The sequence below is a fragment of the Nocardia salmonicida NBRC 13393 genome (genome assembly GCF_001613085.1).
Lineage (GTDB): Bacteria > Actinomycetota > Actinomycetes > Mycobacteriales > Mycobacteriaceae > Nocardia > Nocardia salmonicida.
Map to the genome: position 1 here is coordinate 1 of NZ_BDBR01000010.1, position 25,980 is coordinate 25,980.

Sequence of the window (25,980 nt, forward strand, 5' to 3'; positions counted from 1 at the left end):
GAGGACACCGCGGACGGGGTGCGGCGCGCGGAGGGCGACGTCGCGGCCGCGAAGGAGCAGGCCGCGGCGGCCAAGACCGCCCTCGACAACTTCCTGGCCGCCGATGCGGCCGAAGCCGAGGCAGGCGATTCGCCCGCCAAGCGCTTGGAGAAGGCCGAAGCCGAGCGCCTGCCCGGCAAGCGGCGGGGCCACGTCACGTCCATCACCATCGACCGCCTGACCGGTCGCGTCTACGAAGCCGCCAACGGCACCTCCGACCAGCGGATCCACCCCAGCGAGCTGCACCCGACGCTGCACGACAACGTCGCCCGCTACCAGGACCCCACGGACGCCTACCACAACGGGCGCGACCCGGCCCATTTCCCGCATACGGACAATCCACTCGGCCACGCCGAGGTGCGCGGCACCAACGCCGCCCTGCATGACCGGGAACTGCTCAACCAGCAGCGTGAGCCCGGCGATCAATTGCCGACCGACTTCGACGGCCTCGCCTCGATCCTCAACTCGCCGTACGTCCCCAGCCGTGGCGTCGAAGCGCCCTGCTGCGCCAACTGCACCCGGGTGGTGCAGGGCACCGAGAGCACCGCGGGCCACATCATCGACGAAGGCGCCCCCCGGGTCGACCCACTGCGGCACGCCGATCTCGAACAGGCGGCCCGCGACGGAAATCCCATCGAACCCCGTTTGGTCTCACCCGAATACCCGGAGACCGACTTCATGGGCGACGACGATCCGGTGCCGCCCGGCATGGAACGTGGGGACGACGGGAAGCTGCATCGGCCCGGCGACCGGCCGGATAGCTTCCGCGACCCGGACGGCACCTGGCATCACAACGACGATCCGCCCGGCACCAAACGCAACGTCGACTTCCGGCTGTACGACTCCGGCGGGTTCGTCAAGGACCACCTCACCGGCGGCGAATACCAGCACCGCGTGCAGAAGGGCGATTCGGAGCTGCACGAGATGCGGGATCCGGATCGCGCGGCGGAGCTGAGCGAGGCTTCCGACCGGCGCGTCGCACTGCAGACCGAGCGGGACAACACCAGCAAAGAGCTCCGCAAGCTCATGAAAGAGTTCGAGCTGAAGGACAAGCACGAACTCGCACCCAAGGTGCTGTCGGAGAAGATCAAGAGCCTGCGTCAGGAACTGAGCGCCGACACCACACTGAGCGAGCAGGAACGGGCCCGCAAGCGCGACCTGCTCGACGATCTTCAGGACGTCGCCACCGACTACAACGACCTCGGACGCGAAATGGTCGAGGTCTCCAAGAAGCTCGGTGAGCTGGCCGGTCTCGACTACGCTCTCGATCCGGATGCCCGGCCGGGCGCGGTCAAGCTCTCGCCCTTCGACGGCGCGTTCGACGGCGCGGGCGTGGTCGATATCGCGTCGTTCGTCCCGCGTACGGAAGGGGACTCGGGACCGACGCTGTTGATCGTCGAGGCGAAGGGCGTCGGGTCAACGCTCGGTGGCTCCAAAGTCATCAGCGCCGAACAAGGTTCACCGGAATACCTGCGCCACATCCTGAACAAGGACCGCAACCTCGTGCGCTTGCTCAACGAGACGCCCGAGCAGATGCGCGACCGTGACATCGACCCCGACAGTCCGGAAGGCCGGGCGATCCGCGACGTGGTCTCCGAGCTGCGCGCGGCCATGGAGGACGGCACCCTTCGCGTCGAGTACCGGCTGGTGCACGCCGATGCCGATGGGAAGATCACGGTCACCGAGCTGCTGCTCGACCGCAATGGCGTCGACCTGCTCGCCGATGTCCCGTTGCCCTTCGGCGCCGACCCGGTCGCGATCGACCGCTCCACGGACAACGACATCACCACCGACTACATGAACGTGCCCGACGACGGCGCGGACACGCCGGATCGGCCGGACGCCGACACCGACAACACGGACTGGATGGGTGCCGACGGCGACGAATCCGCCCGGGGCAAACCCGATTTCGCCGAACCCGAACCGCCGGAGCGCGAGGTGCGCGTCGAGCTCGGTGCCAACGGAGAAGTCGTCGCGTTGCACATCCAGCTGGCCGACGGGCAGTGGGTGGTCGCGCGTAATGACGGCGACGAGGCCACTCAGCATGTGCCCGCGCGCAACGATGCGGACATTCCCGAAGTCGACAACCGGAATGCGCTACGGAAACTGGTCGATGATCTCAATGCCGGGTATCAGGGGCTGAATCTCAAGTACCCGTCCGGATCCGGTCTCGACGGGCGTGGACAGACCGCGTTGCGCGACGGCGTCAGCGGTGGCGCGCACCTGCTGACCGACCCGCCCGCACCGCTGACGCCCGCGCAGCCCGCACCGCCGGTGGATGGTCCGGTGATCAGCGAACCACCGCCCGGCGCAGGCGATCCCGCGTTGAACGTGGCGCGGATCGGTAAGGAAGGGCTCACCTGGTATCACAACCGGGAGCACGTTCCGATCATCGGCGGCTTGCTGGGACGCGAGGCGGATTCGGCAGGCAATTACCACCCGGTGTACTTCCCCGACGGCACCGAATACCGGCCGTGGATCTCCGATGCCGATCCGAACGCTGTGCGCGACACCGTGATCAGCGAGCTGCGGGCCAACCGGATGGATGCCGGCGAGGTTCGCGACATCCTGAAGGAACTGTTCGCGAACGCCCGCGATCCGCGGCTGCGCCAAGACCTGATCGATGATCTGGAATTCAACGGACTCATCGACACCGACGAGGCGCGGGCGATGGAGGACGCACCCGTTCCGCCCGCCGAGACACCGCCGGAACAGCAGGGTCCGCCGCCCGAGGGTGAGACGCTGACCGAGATGGCCGAGCGGCTCGGGATCGATCTCGACGGCGAGGGACCCCGAGATGTGCGCCGGGCGATCGACCACCAGAGCCACCGGCTGCTGCGCGAGATCGGCGCGATCGAGGGCCTGTCCGACGCGGCACGCCGAGCCGACGAGGAACAGACCCGCCCGTACCGGCGCGCGGATCATCCCGCCGACCCGGCGCCTGCCCCCGATGACCGGACGCTGCGCGGACCGGACCGCCTGCGCGAGATCGAGTCGGACGAACCACGTGACGACGCCGACTATTACGACGACGACGAACTGGGCGGCGCCGAGCCTCCGCGGAGTCACTGGGGTGACACGAGTTCCCCACGCCCGGTGCCGTTCTCGAACGAAGTCAGCTTCCTCGACAAGGACCCGCTCGGCCGGTTCCTGCGCGACCTGATCGTCGCCTTCGAGGGCGAAACCTCGCTGCGCGACTACGACCGGGTCGGCAACGGCGCGGACCGGCTGCCCGAATGGGCCAGCTTCTCCGACGATCGGGAGCCTGGCCGGGACGAGGCGCGGGCCCGCGAGTTCTTCGAACACGCGCTGCGCCGCGACCAGCTGCGTGACGAATTGTCCGGCTGGGCAGCGATGTTCGGCCGTGACCTCGGCGATCTGTCCGGCGACCGGATGGAACCGACGCTGAACGAGCTGCGTGACGCGGCGCGACAGCGGGCACAGAACCTCGCCGATTTCATCGCCGCCGCGCAGCCGATCCTGCAGGGTGACGGCGCCGAACCGGTGGGCAAGTCCTACGGTGATCAGGTCGCGCGGGTGCCCGATGCCGACGGCGGGCCGGACCGGTTGCTGGTCGTCGACGGTGCGCTCGATCGCGAGGAGGCGCTGGCCCGCGCGCTGCGGGACAATCCGGAGCTGGCGATCGACATCGACAACGGGGTACTGCGGCCGGATTTCCGGGCCGTGCACGCCGACGGCGCGGGCAGGCAGTTCCTCGATCCGGTGGCGACGCCGGAGGTGCAGCACATTCGCCGCACCGTGGACGGCGCCGAACTGCAGGTGACGATGATGCGCGGCGAGGACGGCCAGTGGCACCCGGTCCAGCCGACGCCCGAACCGCCGCCCGCCCCGCGCGACCGCGCCGACATGGTGCGCGAAATCGTTGATCTGGCACGGCAACTCGAGCTCGGACCGGCCGCCCTGCACCCGGACAATATCGACGCCACCATCCGCGCGCTACACCTGGACAACGCGGTGCGCGCCGGGCAGGCCGAGGCGCTGTTCGACTACGCCCGCACGATGGCGGACATCGAGACCTTCTACCTGATCGGTGACGCGCGCGATCAGCTGACATCGCGGCTCGGTATCCCGGAGGGCGAGCTCACACCGAGACGGATCGCCGAGGCCCTGACCGATCCGAAACAGCGGCGCGGCAAACGCCAGCAGCAGTTCGAGGACCTGCTCGACGGGCAGCAGCGCGAACCGAGCAAGACCGCCGGTTACTCCCAGCAGCTGCGCAACGTCGACGCGGCCGCGGTCAAGGCGGCGCAGGAAGCGCTGATCAAGGCGCTGAGCCCGGGGAATCCGGAGGCACTGCGCCCGAAGGTCAGCAAGACCGACCCACTCACCGGCCGGTCGAAGGTCGGCCCGGCCGATACCGGCATCGATCCGGCCAAGCTGCGCAAGCTCATCACGCGGATGCACCGGCTCGGCGCGGGCGACCACGCGCGGGGGGCGCTGGCCGCCTACGCCGACGCGCTGATGCGCATCGACCCGTACACCGATCATCCCGCGGGCACCAGAGCGGCTGATCCGCGCACCACCGGCGACCCGCACATCTACGACCGCGACGCGATCCACGGTCTGCGCGATGTGGTCGGCGCCGCCGAGCCGGGTGCGAACCCGGTCGATTTCGCCGCCCAGGTCGCAGACAACGTCGCCCGCTCCTATGGCTCGGACGAGCCGGTCGGCCCGAATGATCCACGGCCACAGCCGAATCGGGACTGGGCGCGCTTGGTCGGGGTGGATGTGTCCACCGCCGACGGCGCGAAGTTCGTCGAGATCTACGAGGCCTACCGCGACGGCAAGATCGAGAAGCACGAGGGTCTGAGTCCGGAGAAGCTGGCCGCCGAGATCGCGGCCATCCGCGAGGAGATCCGCCTCAGGGCCGAGCAGCTCGAGCAACTGAAGGCGCTCACCGAGGAGTTCTACCGGCCGGTGGCCGACCTGCCGCCCGCCGAGGGCGCGCCGGCCAGGGAACACCCGGGGTCGCGTCCCGACGCGTTGCCCGAGGGGCGGCGCGGGCTGCCCGCTGGGCCGCAGGGCGGCGAGCCGGGCGGTGGTCCGCGACCGCGCGGCCCGCAACCGGATTCGGGCCGACCCGACACCGAGGTGCCGCCCGAACGCGGTCGCGACCTCGACGATCGGGCCGACGCGAAGCTCGACGACACCATGCGCAAGCTGGACGAGGTCGCCGACGAACTGGCCGAACCGATTCCCTCGCTGGATGATCTGGTCGGACCGGGCGAGCCGGTCGATCCACTGGCGATGATCGACGACGCCGTCGAACGCCAGAACAAGCTGCACGACCAGGCCGACGAGCGCCGCGCCGACCGCGCAGACGCCGCGCTGGAGGACACGCTGCGTGATCTCGACGGCGTCGACGCGGATCTGGCCGCGTTGGAGTCGTACCTGCGCGCCCAACGGGATTTCGACGCCGCGCAGGCGGAGATCGCCGCCAGGTTCGAGGAATTGGCGGCCAGGGACGCCGAGGCCGCCGCGCAGCGCGGCGACGACACCGAGGCGGATTTCGCCGTGCGAGCGGCCGACCTGGCCGCGCTCGAGTCCTACCTCGCCGCGCAGCAGCGGTTCGACGCGCTGCGTGCCGAACTCGCCGAGGCCGCGCAGACACGGCCGGAGGATCTCGACGCCGAAGCGTTGGCCGACGTGCGGGCACTCGAGTCGTATTTGCGGGCGCAGCAGGAATTCGACGCTGCCCGTGCGGAAATGGCCGCCCGGTTCGCCGCCGCGCTCGAACGGCAGGGTGGTGCCTCGACGCCGGACAGCGGGGACGGGTCGGCGGTCGAGAGCGGCAACGGCTCGCGTGAGGACGACGGCCCACGTGGCGATGACGACGATTCGGGGGATCCGCCCGCTGCGCAGACGGCGCCCGGCGGCCCGCCGTCCAAGCCGCCGTCGCGCCCGCCGACCGCGCCGAGTCCGGAACCCGAAGAGCTGGCGAAGAATTCGTCGCCACTGGACTTCGGTCTGCCCAAGACGCCCGCCGAACTGGCCGTACCCGGCGACGCAGTGCTGGATCAGCCGGTAACCGACACCGTCGACGCCCCCGAACGCGCGTACCAGCGCAGGGACTTCCTCAACGATGTCCACCAGTTCCTCCAGGAACTCAGCGATCTGCCACCGTCGGTTACCGCCGACACGCCGCCACTCACCCCGGAGCAGGCCGAGCAGATCCGCCTACTCGCCGAAGCGCTCGGCCTCGGTGACGCGCTCACCGGCCAGCGCGATCCGCTAGGGGCGCTGGCCGAGATCGCCGATATGGCGCGGGCTCGCGGATTCCTCGACAGCGCACTGGATCCCGAAGCCGAACTCGGCAAACCCATGCGGTACCCGGACGACTACGAGCCGCTCGACCTCGACGAGTTGCAGGACGGGCTCGACCACTGGCGGGTCGAGGGCGATCCGCAGGTGCGGGCCGAGATGGCCGAGGAACTGCGGCTGGCCGGACTCGACGACGCCCGACCCTCCCTCGGCACCGAACCGGAGCCGAACCCGCAGGCCGTGCCACTGCACCCGTCCGCGATACTTCCGCCGGAAGACGGTGCGCGTCAGCCGGGTGGGTCGCGGATCGAGCCCGCGCAGCAGGCGATGGATCGCCTGGCCGCCAGGTTCGGTGTGGATCTCACCGATGCGGGTTCACTCGATGCCGCCCGGTACCGCCAGTTGCTGCGGGCGGGTGCGGTCGAGGCGTTCGCCGCCGCGGTCCGGCACGCCGAGGCCGCCACCGATCCACAGCAGCGGGCGCTGCGCGAGGCCATCGCTCGGCGCTGGGCTGCCCGACTGGGACTGCCCGCCGACCCCGGTCTCGTCCGCGCCGCCGACGACATCAACCGGTTGCGCGCCGGGGTGACGCGCGACGCCGGTGATATGGCGCACCTGTATCAGATGGTGCGCACCGAGCTCGACGACCGCGTGCTGTCGCTGGATGTCGACGGCGACAAGACACTGGTGCGGCTGGTGGCCGACGGGCCCGACGCCTGGCATCTCGAACCACTCGCGCGCATCGAACCGAAGCCGTTCACGTCGACCGCGGACAAGGCGGTCGAGGTGCCGCCGAAGAAGAACTGGCTGCGCAAGCTGTGGGACCGGCTCGTCAATCGTGGCTACTACGGCGACAATCCGAAGTACCCGTCCGGATCGAGCATGGACGGCGCCGGTCAGTCGTTGCTCGGTCACAGTGCCGGGCTGCCACTGACCACGGTGAAGGACTCGACGCCAGGTCAACCCGGCGGTGAGTACGACCAGCTCCAGATCAAGTTCAACCCGGCGCGCATCCTCAAAGAGGGTGTGCTCATGTGGCAGAACCGCGAGCTGGTGCCGATCCTCAAGCACCTGTCCTCGCGGATCGCCGATCAAGCGGGCGAGTTCTTGCCGTTGCGCAATCTCGACGGCAGCGAGTACAAGCCGTGGATCTCCGATGCCGATCCGCAGCTGCGTCGCCAGATCGAACAGGAATTGCGCGACGCCGGGCTGGAGCACCTGCTCGAACCGGAGAGCTTGTCGCCCGAGGAACTCGTGGCAAGGGAGACCGCGGCACTGCCGGAATCCGATGAACCGGTGCAGATTTCGAGCAAGGGCGAGGAAGTTCCCGCGGTAGCCGAACCCCTGCCGCCGTGGCTGCAGGATGTGGTCGACGCGGTCAACGGGCGCATCGCCGACGCGACCGTGCTCGAAGCGCTGGCCCGCGAACTCGGGGTCCAGCTCGCCGATTTCAGCGAAGACGGACTACGCAAGGCCGTCGCCGAGGCCGAATACCGATTGCTGCGCCGCGACGGCGTGATCCAGGCGCTGGAAGCGGCCGCGAAATTCTTCAACGCCGAACACGCGGACATCCCGTTCCGGTCCGCCAACTTCCACAGCAAGGACCCGCTCGGCGCCTACCTCAAGGAAGTCGTCGCGGCCAAGGGCGACGAGTTCAGCTTGCGGATGCTGAACTGGCGCGGGGTGAACAACGGCGGCGAATGGGTCAACATCTGGGGCGATCTCAGCGACGACGGTGGCGATCCGACCGTCCACGCCGAGGACGCACGCAAGATCTTCGACGACGCGCTGCGCCGCGCCGGGCTGCGCGACGAACGGTCGACCTGGGCGCACCTGGCAGGGGCGGACCTCGAGGCGCTGGTCAACAATCTCGACGCCGAGGTCGCGAGGCTGCGCGCGCAGCTGGACGACAATGTCGGGGCACTCGGTGAATTCACCCAGCGGGTAGCCGATTTCACCGACAGCGACAGCGGTGATCGACTCGTGGTCGACACCGAGAACGGCAAGATCGCGATCGTCGACACCGGGGCCGGGCACGAGGCCGCACTGGCGCGTGCGCTCGCCGACGCCGATGCCGACTTCATCGACCGGCTCAACCGCGGCGAGGTCGACATCGAGATCCGGGTGGTCGGGATCGATGACGGCGGCCGGGTGCACGTCCTCGAGGTCGACGCGCCCGAGGTGCGGCACCTGCGCACCGAGGTGGACGGTCGCACGGTCGACGCGACCATGGTGCGCGACGGGACGCAGCCGTGGCGGATGATCGAGCGGCCGCCCACGGGCGCCGAGCCGGATGTCAACCTGCCCGCCGTGGCCGATGACACGAATCAGTCTGTGCCGGAAGCGCGTTCGCTCGCCGAGCTCAGGGCCGACATCGCCGAGGTGGCGCAGCGGCTCGGCATCGACGATCCGTCGAACCTGTCGGGGGAGCAGCTCGACAAGCTGCTCGCCGAGCAGGAACAAGCCAATCAGGTGCGGGCCAGGCAGGTCGAGGGGCTGGTCGACTACGCGCGCAGCGCCGACGCGATCGACAACTTCAACGCGCTGCACAATGCGCGCAGTGCGTTGGCGTTGCGGTTCGGCGTCACCCCGGAGGCACTGAGCCCGGAGGTGATCGCCCGTGCGCTCGCCGATCCCACGACGCGGGTGGAGCTGCATCGTCAGCGTTCGGCGAACCTCACCGACTACGCGAAGCTCCTGCGCGCGCTCGACCCGGCGGCCGTCGATGCCGCCCGCGACGCGCTCGCTCCGCATCTCGGGCTGCCGCGCGGTGGGCTGCAGCTCGACGCGGCGGCGCTGGCCGAGGCACTGTCCAATCGGGCCGCGCGCGGTGAGCTCGACGATCTCGTCGGCCCGCTCGCCGACTACGTGCGGGCACTCGCGAAAATCGATCCGTACGCCGACAACCTGGTCTACGACCCGGACACCGACCCGCGCGCCATCGGCGACGACCCACCGGTACACGTGCGCGACGCCCTCGATTTCCTGCGCGAAGTGGGCGCCGACGATCTCGGCAACCTGTCGCCGCTGCCCGCCGCGCCCGAGGACGCCGTCCCCGGCCCGAGCCGCGATCACGCCCGCCTGCTCGGCGTCGACCTGACCGACGCCGACGACAAACGGGTGGCCCAGGTCTACGAGTGGTTCCGCGACGGCCGCATCGACAAGCATGAGCGCCTCACCCTCGAACAACTCGCCCAGGTGCACGAGGAGATCCGCAACGAGATCCGGCAGCGCGTCGCCGATATCGCCAGGTTGCGCGAGTTGCTCAACGAGCCGTTCGTCACCGACCCGGAGATCGGGGGGTCGGACAAGCCCGCACTCGACAGCGGACCGTCGGAGAATGCCGACCCCGGTACGCCCAGTGAGAAGGCAGGCTTGCCTCGCCCGCCCGCTGCCCTCGAATCCGCGGCGAACGGTGATGAGCCGGCGAACTCACGGCCGACCGGCGCCGACGGATCGCGCGATGGTGAGGACCGATCGCGTGGTGACGACGAATCCGGCGAACCGCCCGCTCCCAGTCCCGCGCCCGGTGGCCCGCCCTCGAAGCCACCGGCGCATCCGCCGACCGCGCTCAGCCCGGAACCCGTAGAGCCGTCGAGGAGTTCGTCGCCGCTGGACAGCGGTCTGCCGAAGCCGCCCGCCGACCTGGCCGTGCCCGGCGACGCCGACCTGGTTCAGCCGGACGGCGACACCTCCGCCGACCCGCCGACCCACGCCGAGCAGCGCAGCGACCTCATCGACGATGTGCGCCGGTTCCTTCAGGATCTCGCCGATCTGCCCCCATCGGCGCACGCCGACGCGCCGCCGCTGACGCCGGAGCAGGCCGAGCAGGTGCGCCTACTCGCCGAAGCGCTCGGTGTGGGTGATGTCCTCACCGGTCAGCGGGATCCGCTAGGGGCGCTGGCCGAGATCGCCGACATGGCCCGCGCGCGCGGATTCCTCGACAGCGCACTGGATCCCGACGCCGAGCTCGGCGCGCCGATGCGGTACCCCGACGACTACGGTCCGCTCGATCTCGACCAGCTGCAAGAGGGGCTGGAGCACTGGCGGGTCGAAGGTGACCCCGAGGTACGCGCGGAGATCGCCGACGACCTGCGTCGGGCCGGGCTCGATGACGCCTCGCGACCCGGTCTCGGCGCCGAGCCGGAACCGGATCCGCAGGCACAGCCGCTGCGTCCGTCCGCGGTGCTGCCGCCCGACGACGGCGCGCAGCCGGGCGCTCCGCGGATGGAGCCGGCTCAGCAGGCCCTCGACCGGCTCGCCGCCAGGTTCGGGGTCGACCTCACCGATCCGGGTTCGCTCGACGCAGCGCGTTACCGGCAGTTGTTGCGGGCGGGCGCTGTCGAGGCGTTCGCTTCGGCAGTGCGGCACGCCGAGGCCGCCACCGATCCACAGCAGCGAGCCATGCGCGAGACCGTCGCGCGACGGTGGGCCGCCCGGCTGGGGCTGCCCGCCGATCCTGGCCTGGTCAGGGCCGCCGACGACATCACCCGGTTGCGCGCCTCGGTGGCTCGCGATGCGGCCGACCTCGCGCACCTGGACCGCCTGGCACACACCGAGCTCGACGACCGGATCCTGTCCGTCGACGTCGGCGCCGATCAGACCGTGGTGCGACGGGTCGAGGACGGGCCGGACGCCTGGCATCTGGAACCCGTGGCGCGGCCCGAGCCGACACCGCGCGCACCGGCCGCCGAGAAGACAGTCGAGACACCGAAGAAGAACTGGCTGCGCAGGCTCTGGGACCGAATCGCCAACCGGCCGTTCCTCGGCGAGAACCCGAAGTATCCCTCCGGTTCGAGTATGGATAGTGCGGGTCAGTCGCTGCTCGGTCACAGTGCCGGGCTGCCACTGACCACGGTGAAGGACTCGACACCGGGCCAGCCCGGCGGTGAGTACGACCAGCTCCAGATCAAGTTCAACCCGGTGCGCATCCTCAAAGAGGGCATCGACATGTGGCGCAAGCGCGAGCTGGTGCCGATCCTCAAGCACCTGTCCTCGCGGATCGCCGAGCAGGCCGGCGAATTCTTGCCGCTGCGCAATCTCGACGGCAGCGAGTACAAGCCGTGGATCTCCGATGCCGATCCGCAGCTGCGTCGCCAGATCGAACAAGAGTTGCGAGACGCCGGGCTGGAGCACCTGCTCGAACTGGAGAGCCTGACACCCGAGGAACTCGCGGCAAGGGAGACCGCGGCACTGCCGGAATCCGATGAGAGGCAACAGCTCCCCGCCGAATCGGAGCGTGCTCCGGAACCGGCCGAACCGCTGCCGCCGTGGTTGCGGGACGTGGTCGACGCGGTCAACCAGCGCATCGCCGACGCCACCGTGCTCGACGCGCTCGCCGGTGAACTCGGTATGCGGATCACCGATTTCAGCGAAGAGGGTCTGCGCAAAGCACTCGCCGAGGCGCAGTACCGGCTGCTGCGTCGCGACGGTGTTATCCAGGCGCTGGAAGCAGCAGCGCGGTTCTTCAACGCCGAGCACGCCGACATCCCGTTCCGGCCCGCCAATTTCTTCAGCAAGGACCCGCTGGGCGCCTATCTCAAGGAGGTTGTCGCGGCCAGGGGCGAGAAGTTCGGCTTCGACATGCTGAACTGGCGCGGAGTGAACAACGGCGGCGAATGGGTCGACCTCTGGCCCGATCTGAGCGACGACGGTGGCTCGCAGACCATCCATGCCGACGACGCGCGCAAGATCTTCGATGACGCCCTGCGCCGTGCGGGGCTGCGTGACGAGCGGTCCACCTGGGCACATCTCGCGAGCGCCGATCTCGAGGCGCTGGTCAACAATCTCGATGCCGAGATCGCGAAGCTGCGAGACCAGCTCGACAGCAACGTCGGGGTGTTCGATGAATTCGCCAGGCGGACAGCCGAGTTCAACGACATCGATACCGGAGACCGGCTCGTCCTCGATCCCGAGAACGGCACCATCGCGATCGTCGACACCGGGGCGGGACATGAAGCCGCGTTGGCGCGGGCGCTCGCCGAGGCCGACGCGGACTTCATCGACCGGCTCAACCGTGGTGCGGTCGACATCCAGATCAGGATCGTCGGGGTCGATGATCGAGGGCGCGTGCGTGTGCTGGAAGTCGACGCGCCGGAAGTACGTCACCTGCGTGGCGAGCTGGACGGTCGCACGGTCGACGCGACCATGGTCCGCGACGGTACCGGTCCGTGGCGGATGGTCGAGGTGCCCGCCCGGCACACCGTGCCGGAGGCGAACTTGCCCGCTGTCGCCGATGCGGTGAATCAGGCTGTCCCGGAGCCGCGTTCACTGGCGGAGGTACGCGCCGAGGTCGCCGAGGTGGCGCGACGGCTCGGGATCGTTGACCCGTCGAACCTGTCGCCCGAGCAGCTGAACGATCTGCTCACCGAACTGGACCGGGCCAACCAGGTGCGGGCCAGGCAGCTCGAGGGTCTGGTCGACTACGCGCTCACCGTCGACGCGGTCGACAATTTCAACGCGCTGCACAACGCACGGAGCGCGCTGGCATTGCGGCTCGGCGTCGACGCGGGCGACCTCAGCCCGCAGCTGGTCGCCGATCGCCTCGCCGATCCCACGACCAGGGTGGAACTGCACCGTCAGCGGGCCGCCGACCTCACCGAATACGCGAAGCTGCTGCGCGCGTTCGACCCGACCGCCGTCGACGCCGCGCTCGCCGCGCTGGCCCCGCATCTCGGGTTGCCACGTGGCGGGCTGCCGCTGGATGCCGCCGCGCTGGCCGAGGCGCTGTCCAACCGGGCCGCCCGCGGCGGTCTGGACGATCTCACCGGTCCGCTCGCCGACTACGTGCGGGTACTGGCGAATATCGACCCCTACGCCAAGGGCTTGGTCTACAACCCGGACGCCGACCCGCGGGCGATCGGCGACGACCCGCCGGTACACGATCGCGATGCCCTCGACTTCCTGCGCGAAGTGGGCGCCGACGATCTCAGCGACCGGTCGCCGCGGCCTGCCGCGCCCGAGGACGCTGTCCCCGGCCCGAGTCGCGATCACGCCCGCCTGCTCGGCGCTGACGTCACCGATGCCGACGACGAGAAGGTCGCGGAGGTCTACGACTGGTTCCGTGACGGTCGCATCGACAAGCACGAACGCCTGACCCTGGACAAACTCGCCGCGGTGCACGAGCAGATCCGCGACGAGATACGCGGGCGGGCCGCCGATATCGCCCGCTTGCGCGCGCTGTTCACCGAGCCGTTCGTGACCGATCCCGGAATCGGTGGTGCGGACACGCCCGCAGTGGGCGACGGGCCGTCCGCGGGTGTGTCGGCGTCGGACCCGAACGGTTCGCCGAGCCACGGCCCAGCTGTGCCCGGTGCACCGGTGCGTTCCGGGTTGCCCGCTGGCCCGGCGACCAACGGCGACAACCGAACCCCACATGTCGATCGTTCCGGCGAGCAGCCCCCCACCGAGAACGCAGAACTCGGCGACACGAGCCGACCCCTCCCACATGCCGATGGTCAGGATCCCATCGCGACAGATGAGAGACCGTCCACCCCACCGGTGCTCGATCCGGTGACCGACCCGGGCGACCCCGGCATTCCGAAGGACCCGCAGCCGGGCCAGGGGATCCACCGGCCCGGGCACGAGCTCGATGGCACCGGTTCGTCCGAGCCGACTGGGTCGGAGCCTGACGGGTCAGCGCGGCGTCCTTCCGTGGATCCGGATCCGGGTGTCGACGACAGCGAGCCGACCACGGCCGGAGACCCGGACAAGAGCTTCGATCTGGATCGGGACGGCGATTCCGGCGGAGACGGCCAAGATCCGCCGCGGCTGCCCGATACCGAGGGACGTCCGGGAGTGCACAGGCAATTGCCGGGGTCGGCGATGCGTTCGCACATCCCGCATCCGCCGCACGAGTACGAGGTCGAGCTCGACGTGCCGGTGTTCGACGCCGTCGAATGGCCGGTGCCGCCGCTGGTGCTGACGCCGGAACCGCCGCTGCCGCCGGAGCCGGCGCGCCCGCCCGGCCAGCCGAATCCGCCGTGCCCGCCGGAGCAATCGAATCCGCCCGTGCCCCCGAATCCGCCCGTGCCCCCGAAACCGCCGCTGCCGCCGGGCGAACCGCTGCCGCCGGTTCCGCCCGTGCCGCCGTTGCCGCCCGCTCCGCCGGAACCGTCGGTTCCGCCGCTGCCTCCGGCACCGACTGTGCCGCCGCTCCCACCGGTGCCGCCGTGGCCGACCGAGCCGACTCCGAACGAACCGACGGTGCCGTCGTGGCCGGTCCAGCCGACTCCGCCGGGCGGAAATCCGAGCCTGCCGCCTCTTCCGCCTTGGGGAACTCGACCCTCTGGCTCGGGCACACCGGACCAGCCGGGTAATGGTCAGCCGTTCCCGCCGGGTAACGGCCAGCCGTACCCCGGTAACGGTCAGCCGTACCCACCTGGAAGTGGTCACCCGTACCCGCCGGGTAACGGCCAGCCGTACCCCGGAAATGGTCAGCCGTACCCACCTGGAAGTGGTCACCCGTATCCGCCCGCTCACGGTCAGCCCTACGTGCCGGGCAGTGGTCAGCCGTACCCGCCGGGCAATGGAAACCCGGCCCTCGACCGATCCGGTTGGCAGCAGCCGGATACCGGTAATCCGCAGGGTGGTGCTCCGATGTATCCGCCGCCCGCGATGCCGCCCGCCGGTGGGCGGGGTGATGCCCGCACGCCTTATCGGCCGGAGTATCAGCCGCCGACCGAGCACATCGTGCTGCTCGTCCGTCCGTACGGCGGTGGCGTGCCGGCCGAGTTCGATCCGCGGTCCGGTTCGTTGCGGCCCGCGGCGCCGGGACAACTCGGTGCCGACGGCCTGTACGCCGATCTCGGTGGAGTGACGGTGATCTTCTATCGGCTCGCCGATCGGCTGATGGTGCAGGTCGGCGCTCAGCCGATCGAGCTCACCTGGGCCGCGCAGGTGGGCTGGGAGCGTTCACGGCAGCGGATGACGCGATTCACGGTCGCGGTCGACGGCAGACCGATGGGTGAGCTGATCTACCCTTCGCTGCCGCCGGAAATCGACCTCGGCCTGCTGATCCGTAACGTGGTTGCCGATCCGGCAGGCCGGATGACAATCTTCAGCGACCGAGTCTGATGCGATCGGAGGGGTTTCGAAGGTGAGTGACGATCCGATCGAACTGAGCGATCCGGATGTGGCGATCGACGCGGCGACCGGCAGGTTGTCCTATCGGGGCGAGCCTTACAGCGGCGCGGTGACTCAGACCCGCCCCGACGGCACCTGGCGCGAGTACTGGAGCTACGACGACGGCGACCGCGACGGCGACTGGACGGGCTGGTACCCCGACGGCACCATGCGCTACAACGGCGAGTTCTATCGCAACCGCCCCGTCGGCACCTGGCGGGAGTGGTATCCCGACGGTTCCCGCCGTCTCGAGGACGTCTACGACATCGATGGCACACTGCTCACCCATTCGGTCTGGAACCCGGCGGGTGAGACGCTCGAATTCGAGGACGAGCGCACCCGCAAGGGCATTGCGGCCGACGCCGTCTCGGCGGACGATCCCCAATTTCATTGGGACGACGAGCAAGCCCGCATGTACTACGGCGACGAGCCGTTCACCGGCCAGCAGATCCGTCGCCCGGCGCCGAGCAGCCCCATCACCGACCTGGACGGCTATACCGACGGCTACCCCGACGGACCGACGCGCGGCTGGTATCTCGACGGAACCCCGCGCTACACCGGCGATTACGCCGATCGGCACCAGGTCGGGCGCTGGTGCACATGGTTCCCCACCGGGAATCGCAAGGAGGAAACCGTTTTCGCCCCCGACGGCACGTTGCTCACCCGGACCGAATGGGACGAGACCGGTACCGTGACCGCGCGGTACGGCGAGAACCAGGATTAGGCAAAAGGAGTGCGCAGTGGCTGACGAGCTGGCCGGGGAACCCGACGTCGGATTCACCCTCACCACGGTGGTGGCCGACGACGACGGGATCACGGATCGGGCCGCCGCACTGAGCCACCGCATCGCGAAAACGCTGGCGGCGCTGGGTCCGCCGGGCTGGACCAAGGTCGAGGCTTCCTTCGCGATGACGGCGGCGGCCGAGGTGTCGATGGTGGTGTTCCACGACGAGCAGGAGCGGTTCGCCCGGGTGTTCCCGAGCCCGGAACTGCTGGATCTGCTGCGTGAGCACCGCCACCTTTCCGCGTCGATGGGCGACGGGCCGTGGTGGCGCTACCTGCTCACCCTGAGCAATGCGGGCCGGATGAACGTCGAATACGACTACGGCGACGACCCGTTCCCCGACGATCAGCTGTTCCCGCCGACGGTGTACCGCACCGATATCGAGATCTATCCGCGCGATCGGCTGCCGATCTGGCTGGCCGCCTACGTCGGTCACGGCAACCGGCAGATCCGCACCCCGCTGGCCGCGGCCGAGCAGGCGCGCGCCGATATCGCGGCGGGCCGCAGCGCGATCGGGTCGGCGCCGGACGTGGAGTTCCCGCCGCTGGATCTCCTGGCCCGCCGGTGGGCGCTGATCGCGGCCGCGTTCGTCGCGGTCGGCTCCAAGTGGGGACCGCGCGTGACACCGGCCTTCCATGTCTTCGAGGGCTCGAAACACAGCGGCTCCACCCTGTGCCTGCTCCCGGGCGATCGTGCGGTCCTCTCCGGCGGGGTATGGGACGCACCGGAACTAGACGCTGTCTACAACAAAGACCTTCCGATGCCGCAGGTCTATCTAGGCGCCCCCGACTGGGTCGCCGAGCCGGTGATCAACCGCCGCGCCGAGAACGGCCTGCTGACCTTCTGCTACTGGTGGGAGGGTGGCCGCTGGTACCGCGGCGCGTCGGCGGGCGCCGACGCGTTGACTCCCGCGGTCCCCGGCATGTGGGATACCAGGACCGTCGTCGACGTGCTGACGGGCCTGCTCGGCGCGAAAGCGGGCCAGGCGCAGAAGGAGGCGGTGCCCGGCCTGGTCGAGGCCGCCGAGCGTGCGGCCGTGGCGAGGGAGGCGTTCACCCGGGTCTTTCCCGCCGACGTCTACAACGTCGATTCCGCTTGGTTCCAGCTGAATCTCGCGGGTTTGCTCGGCACCCACACCGTGGGCATCGCGACGTGACGAGCGAGGTCGTGCTGTTGCGCGGGTGTGACAGTTGTGATGTGCTCGCTAACCGACGGGCTGGGAGTGTCGGTTCGTAAGCCGGAGGGAATCGGGTATGGCCAACGAGCATGCCAAGGCACAGATGGCGGACATCCTCGAGACTGTCCAGACCCAGATGCGGGCGATCGCGCAGGTGCAGCAGGACCGCGCCAAGATCATCGCCAGCGCCACTGTGCGCAAACGGGTGACGGTGACGGTCAACGCCGACTACAAGGTCATCGAGACGAAGTTCACCCCCGACATCGACGACCTCACCTACACCGAGATCGCCAAGGCGGTCACCGAGGCCGCGCAGCAGGCCTCGATCGAGGTCGCGCGCAGGACCCAGCAACTGATGGCGCCGATCCAACGCGAACGCGCCCGACTGCCGAAAATCAACGAATTGGTCGACGACATGGACGGTTTCGCCATTCCGCAGCCGGTGGAAGCGTCGCTGGAACCGCCTAATTCACCTGAGCGGGAACGACTCTCGACCGATGACGAGGACGGCTCCCGCGACCCGGCCCGCCCCGCGACCGACGCGGGCTGGTAGCCGGAGATGGTCGAGCCTTCGCCACCAGCGAGATCAGTGCTGTACATGCGTAATTCACGTGTCAGACCGTAGAATCGTTAGCAAGCCGTGCGAATCGGCGGTGTCGTGGTAGCGGTGCCAGGCGGGGCGCGAGGCGACACCGGTACGGACAGGGAGGGTCGACTTCATGACGGGACCATCGGCGCAGGATCAGTGGGCGGGGCTGCGTTCGGCAGCCTCGGATGGATCGCTGATGCTCGAGCCGTCGGCACTGCCGAACCTGGTCGAAGCCGCCAATAACGCGCGCTACTGGGTCAACTCGGTGAAAAACCAAGTAGACCTGGTCTCGAACCTGCCCGATTTCTCCTCACTGGAGTCGGGCAAACAACTGTCGAAGCAGTTCGAAGACAAAGCCGGGCAGCTGAAGACCGTACTCGGAAAGCACGAGACGGTTCTCGACAATGTCGCCGACACCTTTCTCGACGCGGCCCGGCATTACAAGGGCGCCGAGGACGGCAGCAAGGTGGATCTGGACGCGCTGCGCACCAAGATCGAGCAGGGCAGAAGTGCCGGCATGGCCAAGACGCCTTTGCAGCCCACACCCATTCAATATCCGGCGGTGGCGACCGCAGTCGACCTGCCGAAGGTCCTGGCCGACGGTAAGGCCTTCGATCCGTCCGGAATGAAGGCGGAGAGCCCCAACGGCTACAACTACAACGAGCTCAAGACGATCATGAATTCCCTGTCCGCGGTTCCCGGGAATCTGGGCCACACCGCGTTGTATTGGGGTGATCTGGCGGCTTGGCTCAAAACAGGTTTCGACGACCTGAACGCCAAAGTCGAAGCGAGCAAGAAGAGCTGGACCGGTCCGGGTGGCGCCACGCGTGCGATGTCGGCGATGTCGGCCTATCACGAGGCCAACGGACTGCTGGTCGATCAGACCAAACAGGTTGCCGCCGCACTCGATTACACCGTCGGGTGGGTCAATGCCACCTCCAAAGGGTTGGCGACCGCGCTCATGTTGCCCCGGTGCTACGCCGACCCCAACGGCACGCAGGCACAGGCCGACAAGGAGGCTTGCGCGAAGAACGGTCGCCAGGTCATGTGGAACACCTATGTTCCCGGACTCAACAGCACCACGAGCCACCTTCCCACTTTGCCCGAGCCGACCGCACCGTCATCCGGGAACGGAACCGGCAACGGGAACGGGGATGGGAACGGCTCCGGAAATGGCAGCGGGAGCGGCTCAGGTTCGGGAAGCGGCTCCGGTTCTGGCAGCGGATCAGGTTCGGGCGATACCTCCGCCGCGTTCAAGCGGGCGATAGCGGAGCTGCAGGACCAGAAATCCGGTAGCCAGTTGGGCAACGGCAGCACAGACACCACGGGCAACGGCTCGACGGGATCGACCGGTTCGACGGGGTCGACGGGGTCGACGGGGTCGTCCTCGACCGATCAATTGACTTCGGCTCTACAGTCCGGTCTCGAACAGGCCGGTTCCGCCGCGCAGTCGGCCGTGGAGCAGGCGACCTCGGCCGCGGAACAGAGTGCGCTGGCGGGTATTCCGAGCTCCGCGGCACTCGGTTCACTGCAGGACCAGGCGAAGAAGGCGCTCAGCGCGGCGAGCAAGGGCGGCGGTGGCGGTGGTGGCTCGGGTGCGGGCGGCGGTGGGGCCGGAGCGGGCGCCGCGCCGCTGTCGCCGAGCCTGGACAGCGCGTCCAAGTTGTTCCCGCGGGCTTCGGCCACCACGGGTATGGAGGGCTTCCGTACGGGCGTCGCGTCGTCGGCGGCGGGCTCGCCGATGGGTGGTATGCCGATGTCGCCGATGGGCGGGGCCGGTGGCGGTCAGGGCCAGCAGAAGGAACACAAGCGGGCCGACTACCTCGACTCGACGACCCACCTGGACGAAGCGCTCGGTGACGCGCCGATCGTCGCGAGGCCGGTGGTGGAACAGTGACGCCCACCTGGGAATTCACCGGCGACGAGTTCGACGCGCTCTGGACGGGTATCGAAGAGGAGTACATGCCGGACCCGTTCATCCACTCCAGCGCGCCGGGCGACGCGGAGGAGGCCGAGTTCGCCCGCAAGGAAGCCTGGGCGCGGATCAAACGGCGGTGGGAGCACGAACTCGACGAGATCATCGATGTGCTCGTACACCCCGACATCCGAATCGCGGTGCGTGGCTACGGGGGCGGGGAGAAACTGACCGATCCCGCCCACTCGGTGCGCATGCTCGCCGTGCGCAAGGGCGAGGTGGGGTACCTCGTGCGGCAACTGCCAGGCGAAACCCTGTTCCACGCGAGCGGATTCGTCGTCACGCGCCACACCGCGCTGACCCTCGGTGATGTGATCGCTGACCATCTGCCCGCGGCGGAGGCCGGGCGTGGTCAGGAGATCCGCCTCGACGAACCGGGCGACGATCAGTTCGACCACAGCTACGGCCGCTCGCTGGTCCAGCACTACGACGACGAAGCCGCGGTGCAGACAAAGAGTTTTCACCAGGCCGGGCTCGACCGCGACGGCTTCATCGACATCGAGCAGGGCTGGTCGCGATTCGGTCCGCGTGGCATCCTGCGATTGCGGCTCGGCTGGCGCGATCTGACCGACGACGGTCGCTATGTGATCGTGCCGGGGACGCCACCGGTGGCCGTCGGCGCCGATCGCAGACGGGTGGTTTCGCTGATCAACACCCAGATCGCCGAAGTTGTCAGAGCCATCAGGGACGATCGGGCGTAGTGATGTCGGACCGGATGGGAGGGGCAGTCGTGGACGAGTTTCCGAGCGAGTTCAGCGCATCGTCGGTGACCGGCGCGATCGTGGTTCGCACCACCGAGCAGGGACTGCCGGTGGGGATCACGGTGGATCGCGAACAACTGCGCCGCGACCCGGACGATCTGGCCGCCGAGATCCTGCGGTTGTGCCAGAAGTCGGCCAAGCGGGCGGGTCTGGCGCGGCGTAATCAGCTGGCGGAGGCGGGCTTCGACCCGGCGCTGCTCGCGGCGACGGGTCTGCCGACCGAGGCCGAGGTCGCGGCGGCGGAGATCGTCGAGGAGCAGGACTACGACACCGAGCCCGACAGCTGGCTGCGGTCGGTCTAGCGAGCGAAGAGAGGAGGACGCGGCGATGGTCGAGACCATGGACGAGCTGATCGCGAAGGTGCAGGGACAGCTCTATCGGCTGCAGGACCTGGCCGAGGCGACCAATGGCATTCGGGCGCAGGAGGTTTCGCCCGACGGTGCGGTGACGGTCACCGTCGACGGTGCGGGCGGGCTGGTCGGGCTCGAGCTCGGTGCGGCGATCGCCAAGTTGTCACCGGCCGATTTCGAGCGCGTGCTGGTGCAGACCACGCAGGCGGCCGCGCACCGTGCTTTCTGCGAGCGGGCCGAGCTGGTGACGGCATACAACCGGACAGGTACATGAGATTCAACTGTCCTTCACCGCATATTTGTGTGGTGTCAGGGTCAGACGGGTAGATAGAGTAACGAAACGCCATGGGCTGTTTCGAGATTGGACGATAGCCATGAATCATGTTGCGGTAGTTCCAGACGCAGTTCGTGCCTACGCGGGTGCCTCGGCCACGATGGCGGCGGGGGTCGCCCAGGCAGGCGCCGTCGACCAGGTCGCCACCATGGCCGCCGCGGTGCCCGTGTTCGGTCTGATCGGCCAGGAATTCCTGATGTCGTTCGCGTACGCGCAGGCCAACCATCTCACCTCGGTGGCCCAGCTGGCCGCGGTACACGCGGGCACCGCGTTGACCGCTACCCAGGCAGCCGCTACCTATGAGGGCGCCGACGGAGCGTCCAAGCTGGGTCTCTCGGCGGTCGATCAGTAGCAATGACTTATCCCGGGGGAGATTCGGCCGGCGTGGCAGCGTCGGTCGATCCGACTGTGCTCGAGCTGCTGCGTGGCAGTTCGTTGGCGCCGATGCTCGACCAGCCGGTGAGTCAGGTGCTCGGCTCGATGGGGTTGCCGCAGTTGCCGCAACTTCCCGAATTCATCCAGCTGCCGGAAATGCCCGCGCTGCCGACGATCGACCTGACGGCGCTGATGCAGCCGCTCACCGAGTTGGCCTCCGCGTTCGGCACCGGTGCGCTCGGTGGCACCGGCGCGACCTCTGGCGCCGGCACGTCGAGCAATCCCGCTGAGGCACTGACGAATATCACCTCGGTGCTGGAGACGGTGATGTCGCTCGGCTCGACCGCGCTGCAGACGGTGATGCAGCTGTGGCAGAGCGCCGCGGCGACGGAGGCGACGACGAAGGCGACCGCGGCGCAGGCCGACGGCGCCAAGCTCGCCACGCAGAGCACCCAGGAGAAGGGCGTGCTCGCCCAGGCGGCGGGCAATGTCGCCGTCGGTGGCGCCAAGCTGTCCGCCGTGATCGCCCGCTACTCGGCCACCCTGGCGCTCGCTCCGCTCTACATGATGACGCCGGGCGGTCAGGCGGTGCTGATCGCGGCGACCATGGAGGCGATGACCGAGGGCCTGGCGATCACGGCCGAGACCAAGGCCGAGATGGTGGCGCGCAGCGGCGAGATGACGCAGGCGGGTGAGAAGGTCCAGGTGACCAACGCACCGTCCGGTGTCGACGCGGGCAGCGAGTCGCTGAGCCAGTTGATGAGCCTGATCACGCCGTTGATCAGTACCGCGAGCACTGCGGTCTCCTCGCTCGGTTCCCTTGCCGAGCAAGTGAGTTCGCTGTCGACCAGCACCACTGGCGACTCGACGACAACAGGTACCGAGATCTCCGCGACGGGCGAGGAATCCGCTGCGGAGCCGGCCGCCGCGGGTGGCGGAGGCGGCGCGATCGGTGGGGTCGGTGCGATCGGCGGCGCGGGCGCGGCATCGTCACCGCTGAGCCCGTGGCAGGGCGGTCGCGGTGGTGGTCTGTCCACCGTCGGCGCCACCGGTGCGGTCGGCGGCGCGGGCGGCACCACGTCCGGCGGGGCGAATATGACCACGGCATCGGCGAGCGGTTCGTCGCCGGGAATGATGCCGATGGGTGGCGCCGGTGCGGGCATGCCGATGGCGCGCGCGGTGGAGGGTGGCGGCAACGAGGCCGTGCACTCACAACTGGTCACCGGAAATCACGGCGACGAAGTCGTCGGCCAGATCGCGGGGGTGGCGACCCCGGTCGTCGGCGCCGCCGAACCGGTGGTCACCGACGCGCCGCCGGACAAAGAACTCTCACTGTGACGCGGCACGACCATGACAGGAGTGGCAGATGAGTAACACCTTCGAATTCGATTCGGCCGCGGCGAGTAAAGCCGCGGCAGCGCTGGACGGCATCGCCGACCGGCTCACCACCGAGCTGACCGCCGTCGCCCCGGCGCTGCACGTCGCCCCGGCCGGTACCGAGGAGGTATCGGTGCGCGCCGCGAACACAGCCAACGGCGTCGCCGACGACTACCTGACCGGCGCCGAGGCAGGTGCGCACGAGATGAACAAGCTGGCCGCCACCCTGCGTGCGCAGGTCAGCGAGTTCGACCAGATGGAGACCGACAACACCAGCGGCTTCAACGGACAATGATCGAACCACCGCAGCCCGGCTTCACCGGAGTGGTGTGGGAGGCGCGCGAGCCGGACAAGCTCGCCACCGACCTCACCACCGGTGCCGGACCGATGCCGATGGCCGACGCGGCCGCCGCCTGGACGCGGCTCGCCGCGGCCTTCGGCGCGGCCGTGCTCGACTACGAGCAGGTGCTGCAGAGCTTGCGTGGTTCCTGGAAGTCCGGGAGCAGCGAGCTCGTGTGGGAGCGGATCTCGACGCTGCGCGAGTGGTTGCTCGAGACCGCGGCGGCCGCGACCGTCAACGCGGCCAGGATGCAGGCCCAGGTCCTCGCCTACGAGGTGGCGGCCATCGCCATGCCCAATACCGCCGATATCGCCGCCATCACCGCGATGCAGCAGGCACTGGAACAGGTCGGCACCGTTCTCGGCGCGCCGATCAAGGCGATCGCGGCGCAGACCGATGCCGACGCCGACGTAGCCAAAGCCGTTGCCTCCCGGGTGATGCGCAGCTACGAGGCGGCCACCGAACCGCTGGCGACGCCGTGGTTGCACGCGCCGCCACCGCCGATAGCCCCGGAAGCCGCACTGACCGGCGAGAAGTCGGGCCAGAGCGCGACACCGACGCCGAGTGCCGGGGCGATGCCCGGAATCGGCGCGATCGGCCTCGGCATGTTGCCGTCCATGCCGGCGCCCGTCCAAACCGCTTACCGTGCACCTACTTTCGTGCAGTCCACGGCGGCGGTGGGTGCCACGACGCAGTCGACACCGGTCACCACTACCCCCGCCGGGCAGTCCGCGCCGCTTGTCCCCGGTGCGATGGCGCAAGGTGGCGGCCAGGACTCCGCCGCCCGCTTCCCGCGCGCGGGCCTGGCCTACGAGGAGTCCGACCAGCTGGTCGCCGAAGGCGAGATCCAGGCCGCCCCCGCGGTGCTCGGCGTGGCCGAACGCGCCGCCCCGCAGACCGGCGGCACCGCCACCGCGGAGGGCCGACCATGACCACGCTCACCAACGACGCGTTGCTCGCCGTCGCCGACCGGCTCGGTGTGCAGACTTTGCCACTGGTGCTTGCCGTCGGCCCGCAACAGGACTCCTTCGACGCTTGGCGCGCGGCCCGCGACGCCGCGGTCGCCGACCTCACCGCCACCGGCATCTTCGACACCTACGGCGATGTCGACCCCGATCTGGCAGGCGCGCTGTACACCCTGGCCCAACCCGACGCCGAACTCGTCGCCCGCGGCTACGGCGACGAGGGCCGCCGGATCTGCTTGGCCCGCCGCGGTTCCGGTCACGCCAGCGCGGTACGCACCGGCCAGACCTTCGAGATCGCCACCGACGCCATCGATGGATCCGACCGTGAACTCGCCCGCTTGCTGCTCGCCGCGCTGCCGACCTGCGCGCCCGCCGAGGTAGCCGCGGTGAGCGTCGCGGCCGACGATCTCGCGGCGCGCCTCGACGCAGCCGAAACAACTTCCCAGTACGTGGACGCGATGTATGCGCTCGGTATCGACGCGCACCAGGCGACCGTGCTCGGCGCGGCCTTCGGCACCTGCCGTGGCTACACCGAGATCGTCGCCGTGGTCCACCAAGACGGGCTGACCACCCGAGCCCCTGGCGCGGTCGCGGTGTACGACACCGCGCGCGGCCGGATCGTCGTAGCGCCGATGACGGCGCCCGACGGGCAGGTGTGGTCGACCATCACGCCGGGCACCGATCACCGCCTCACGCAGGCAATCGGTGCGCTCCTCGAGGGGCTTCCCGGTGGGGGGTGGCGGCCAGATTAAGCCATCTCTCGTTTCAACCATCAAGTAGGAAAGGTTCGGCATATGCCCCCTCAGGGACCAGTAGGTGTAGAAGCCGGCGGCGTAGACGGCGTCGTCTCCAAGCTCGAAAGCAGCATCGGCAACCTCCGCACGTCGGTCGGCCAGATCGATGACGCGGCCCAGGCCGTCCTCCGCGGCTGGAAGGGTGACGCCTCCGACGAGTTCGTGAAGGTCGCTCAGGCCTGGCACGACGAGTCCGACGCGCTGAACAAGAAGTTCGACCGGCTCACCGAAGCGGTCAGCACCGGTAAGTCCACCCTGGTGAACATGGACGGCCAAGGCCTGTCCGGTGGTGGTTCCACCGGCGGTGGCGGCAGCCTCACCAACCTCTGACCGCGACTGCGACACGAACAGGAACTACAGCTATGACCATTCTTTATGATCCCGCGGCGATGAACGAGCTGTTCAGCGACCTGCAGACCTACGGCGGGAAGATGAAGGGCGAGATCGACGAACTCGAGGGCGCCGCTTCGGATTTCCGGAACAACCTGCAGGGTGACCAGGCGATCTCGACCTTCGACACCGCGCACAAGAACGTCACCACCGAGCTGACCGACACGCTCGACAAGCTCGACAAGCTGGCCGGTCAGGTCGAGGCCGCGCTCAACCGCGCGCTCGAGGCCGACGGCAAAGTCGGCGACGGTTTCGCTGATTTCTAGGAGCTGAAGTCTTGGAGCGCTGGCGCGCTCGAGCGCGGCCCCTGATGGGCCACCCGAAA

Annotated in this window: 15 protein-coding genes; all 15 read left to right on the forward strand. The window is 69.1% G+C overall.

Annotated elements, in window-relative coordinates:
• Positions 1-18 precede the first annotated feature (18 nt).
• Positions 19-15,396: a YwqJ-related putative deaminase gene (locus NS1_RS11630; protein ID WP_218019920.1), complete on the forward strand. Its 15,378-nt coding sequence runs from the start codon at positions 19-21 to the stop codon at positions 15,394-15,396.
• Between the two features lie 22 nt (positions 15,397-15,418).
• Entirely contained in the window at positions 15,419-16,168 is a 750-nt protein-coding gene (locus NS1_RS38955) for a toxin-antitoxin system YwqK family antitoxin (RefSeq protein WP_062984127.1), read from the forward strand.
• Positions 16,169-16,184: 16 nt separating this feature from the next.
• Positions 16,185-17,384, forward strand: a complete 1,200-nt coding sequence (locus NS1_RS11640) for a hypothetical protein (protein ID WP_062984129.1) — start codon at positions 16,185-16,187, stop codon at positions 17,382-17,384.
• 97 nt (positions 17,385-17,481) lie between these two features.
• Complete coding sequence (locus NS1_RS11645; RefSeq protein WP_062984130.1) at positions 17,482-17,958, forward strand: YbaB/EbfC family nucleoid-associated protein; 477 nt, start codon at positions 17,482-17,484, stop codon at positions 17,956-17,958.
• A gap of 166 nt (positions 17,959-18,124) precedes the next feature.
• On the forward strand, positions 18,125-19,891 hold the full coding sequence (locus tag NS1_RS11650) for a hypothetical protein (protein ID WP_062984132.1): 1,767 nt from the start codon (positions 18,125-18,127) through the stop codon (positions 19,889-19,891).
• Positions 19,888-20,670, forward strand: a complete 783-nt coding sequence (locus NS1_RS11655) for an ESX secretion-associated protein EspG (protein ID WP_062984134.1) — start codon at positions 19,888-19,890, stop codon at positions 20,668-20,670. Before NS1_RS11650 ends, NS1_RS11655 begins: the two co-directional genes overlap by 4 nt.
• A 29-nt stretch (positions 20,671-20,699) precedes the next feature.
• Positions 20,700-21,032, forward strand: coding sequence for a hypothetical protein (locus NS1_RS11660; RefSeq protein WP_084503663.1), 333 nt, complete (start codon positions 20,700-20,702; stop codon positions 21,030-21,032).
• Positions 21,033-21,057: 25 nt separating this feature from the next.
• Positions 21,058-21,354 carry a YbaB/EbfC family nucleoid-associated protein gene (locus NS1_RS11665; protein WP_062984136.1) on the forward strand — a complete coding sequence of 99 codons (297 nt, stop codon included), beginning with the start codon at positions 21,058-21,060 and terminating at the stop codon, positions 21,352-21,354.
• 100 nt (positions 21,355-21,454) lie between these two features.
• On the forward strand, positions 21,455-21,766 hold the full coding sequence (locus NS1_RS11670) for a type VII secretion target (protein ID WP_062984138.1): 312 nt from the start codon (positions 21,455-21,457) through the stop codon (positions 21,764-21,766).
• A gap of 32 nt (positions 21,767-21,798) precedes the next feature.
• Positions 21,799-23,127: a hypothetical protein gene (locus tag NS1_RS11675; protein ID WP_063816126.1), complete on the forward strand. Its 1,329-nt coding sequence runs from the start codon at positions 21,799-21,801 to the stop codon at positions 23,125-23,127.
• 28 nt (positions 23,128-23,155) lie between these two features.
• Positions 23,156-23,461: a PE family protein gene (locus tag NS1_RS11680; RefSeq protein ID WP_062984142.1), complete on the forward strand. Its 306-nt coding sequence runs from the start codon at positions 23,156-23,158 to the stop codon at positions 23,459-23,461.
• Positions 23,458-24,438, forward strand: a complete 981-nt coding sequence (locus tag NS1_RS11685; RefSeq protein ID WP_062984144.1) for a PPE domain-containing protein — start codon at positions 23,458-23,460, stop codon at positions 24,436-24,438. The genes NS1_RS11680 and NS1_RS11685 overlap by 4 nt, the downstream gene beginning before the upstream one ends.
• Complete coding sequence (locus NS1_RS11690) at positions 24,435-25,223, forward strand: ESX secretion-associated protein EspG (protein WP_062984145.1); 789 nt, start codon at positions 24,435-24,437, stop codon at positions 25,221-25,223. Before NS1_RS11685 ends, NS1_RS11690 begins: the two co-directional genes overlap by 4 nt.
• Before the next feature lie 42 nt (positions 25,224-25,265).
• On the forward strand, positions 25,266-25,595 hold the full coding sequence (locus tag NS1_RS11695) for a WXG100 family type VII secretion target (protein WP_062984147.1): 330 nt from the start codon (positions 25,266-25,268) through the stop codon (positions 25,593-25,595).
• A 32-nt stretch (positions 25,596-25,627) separates the two neighbouring features.
• On the forward strand, positions 25,628-25,921 hold the full coding sequence (locus tag NS1_RS11700) for a WXG100 family type VII secretion target (RefSeq protein ID WP_062984148.1): 294 nt from the start codon (positions 25,628-25,630) through the stop codon (positions 25,919-25,921).
• Positions 25,922-25,980: the final 59 nt, after the last annotated feature.

Excerpts from the sequence above, each read along its gene's own strand:
- NS1_RS11680 (WP_062984142.1), top strand. The coding sequence starts at position 23,156 with ATGAGTAACACCTTCGAATTCGATTCGGCCGCGGCGAGTAAAGCCGCG.
- NS1_RS11690 (WP_062984145.1), top strand. The coding sequence starts at position 24,435 with ATGACCACGCTCACCAACGACGCGTTGCTCGCCGTCGCCGACCGGCTC.
- NS1_RS11650 (WP_062984132.1), top strand. The coding sequence starts at position 18,125 with ATGACGGGACCATCGGCGCAGGATCAGTGGGCGGGGCTGCGTTCGGCA.
- NS1_RS11670 (WP_062984138.1), top strand. The coding sequence starts at position 21,455 with ATGAATCATGTTGCGGTAGTTCCAGACGCAGTTCGTGCCTACGCGGGT.
- NS1_RS11665 (WP_062984136.1), top strand. The coding sequence starts at position 21,058 with ATGGTCGAGACCATGGACGAGCTGATCGCGAAGGTGCAGGGACAGCTC.
- NS1_RS11700 (WP_062984148.1), top strand. The coding sequence starts at position 25,628 with ATGACCATTCTTTATGATCCCGCGGCGATGAACGAGCTGTTCAGCGAC.
- NS1_RS11645 (WP_062984130.1), top strand. The coding sequence starts at position 17,482 with ATGGCCAACGAGCATGCCAAGGCACAGATGGCGGACATCCTCGAGACT.
- NS1_RS11695 (WP_062984147.1), top strand. The coding sequence starts at position 25,266 with ATGCCCCCTCAGGGACCAGTAGGTGTAGAAGCCGGCGGCGTAGACGGC.
- NS1_RS11685 (WP_062984144.1), top strand. The coding sequence starts at position 23,458 with ATGATCGAACCACCGCAGCCCGGCTTCACCGGAGTGGTGTGGGAGGCG.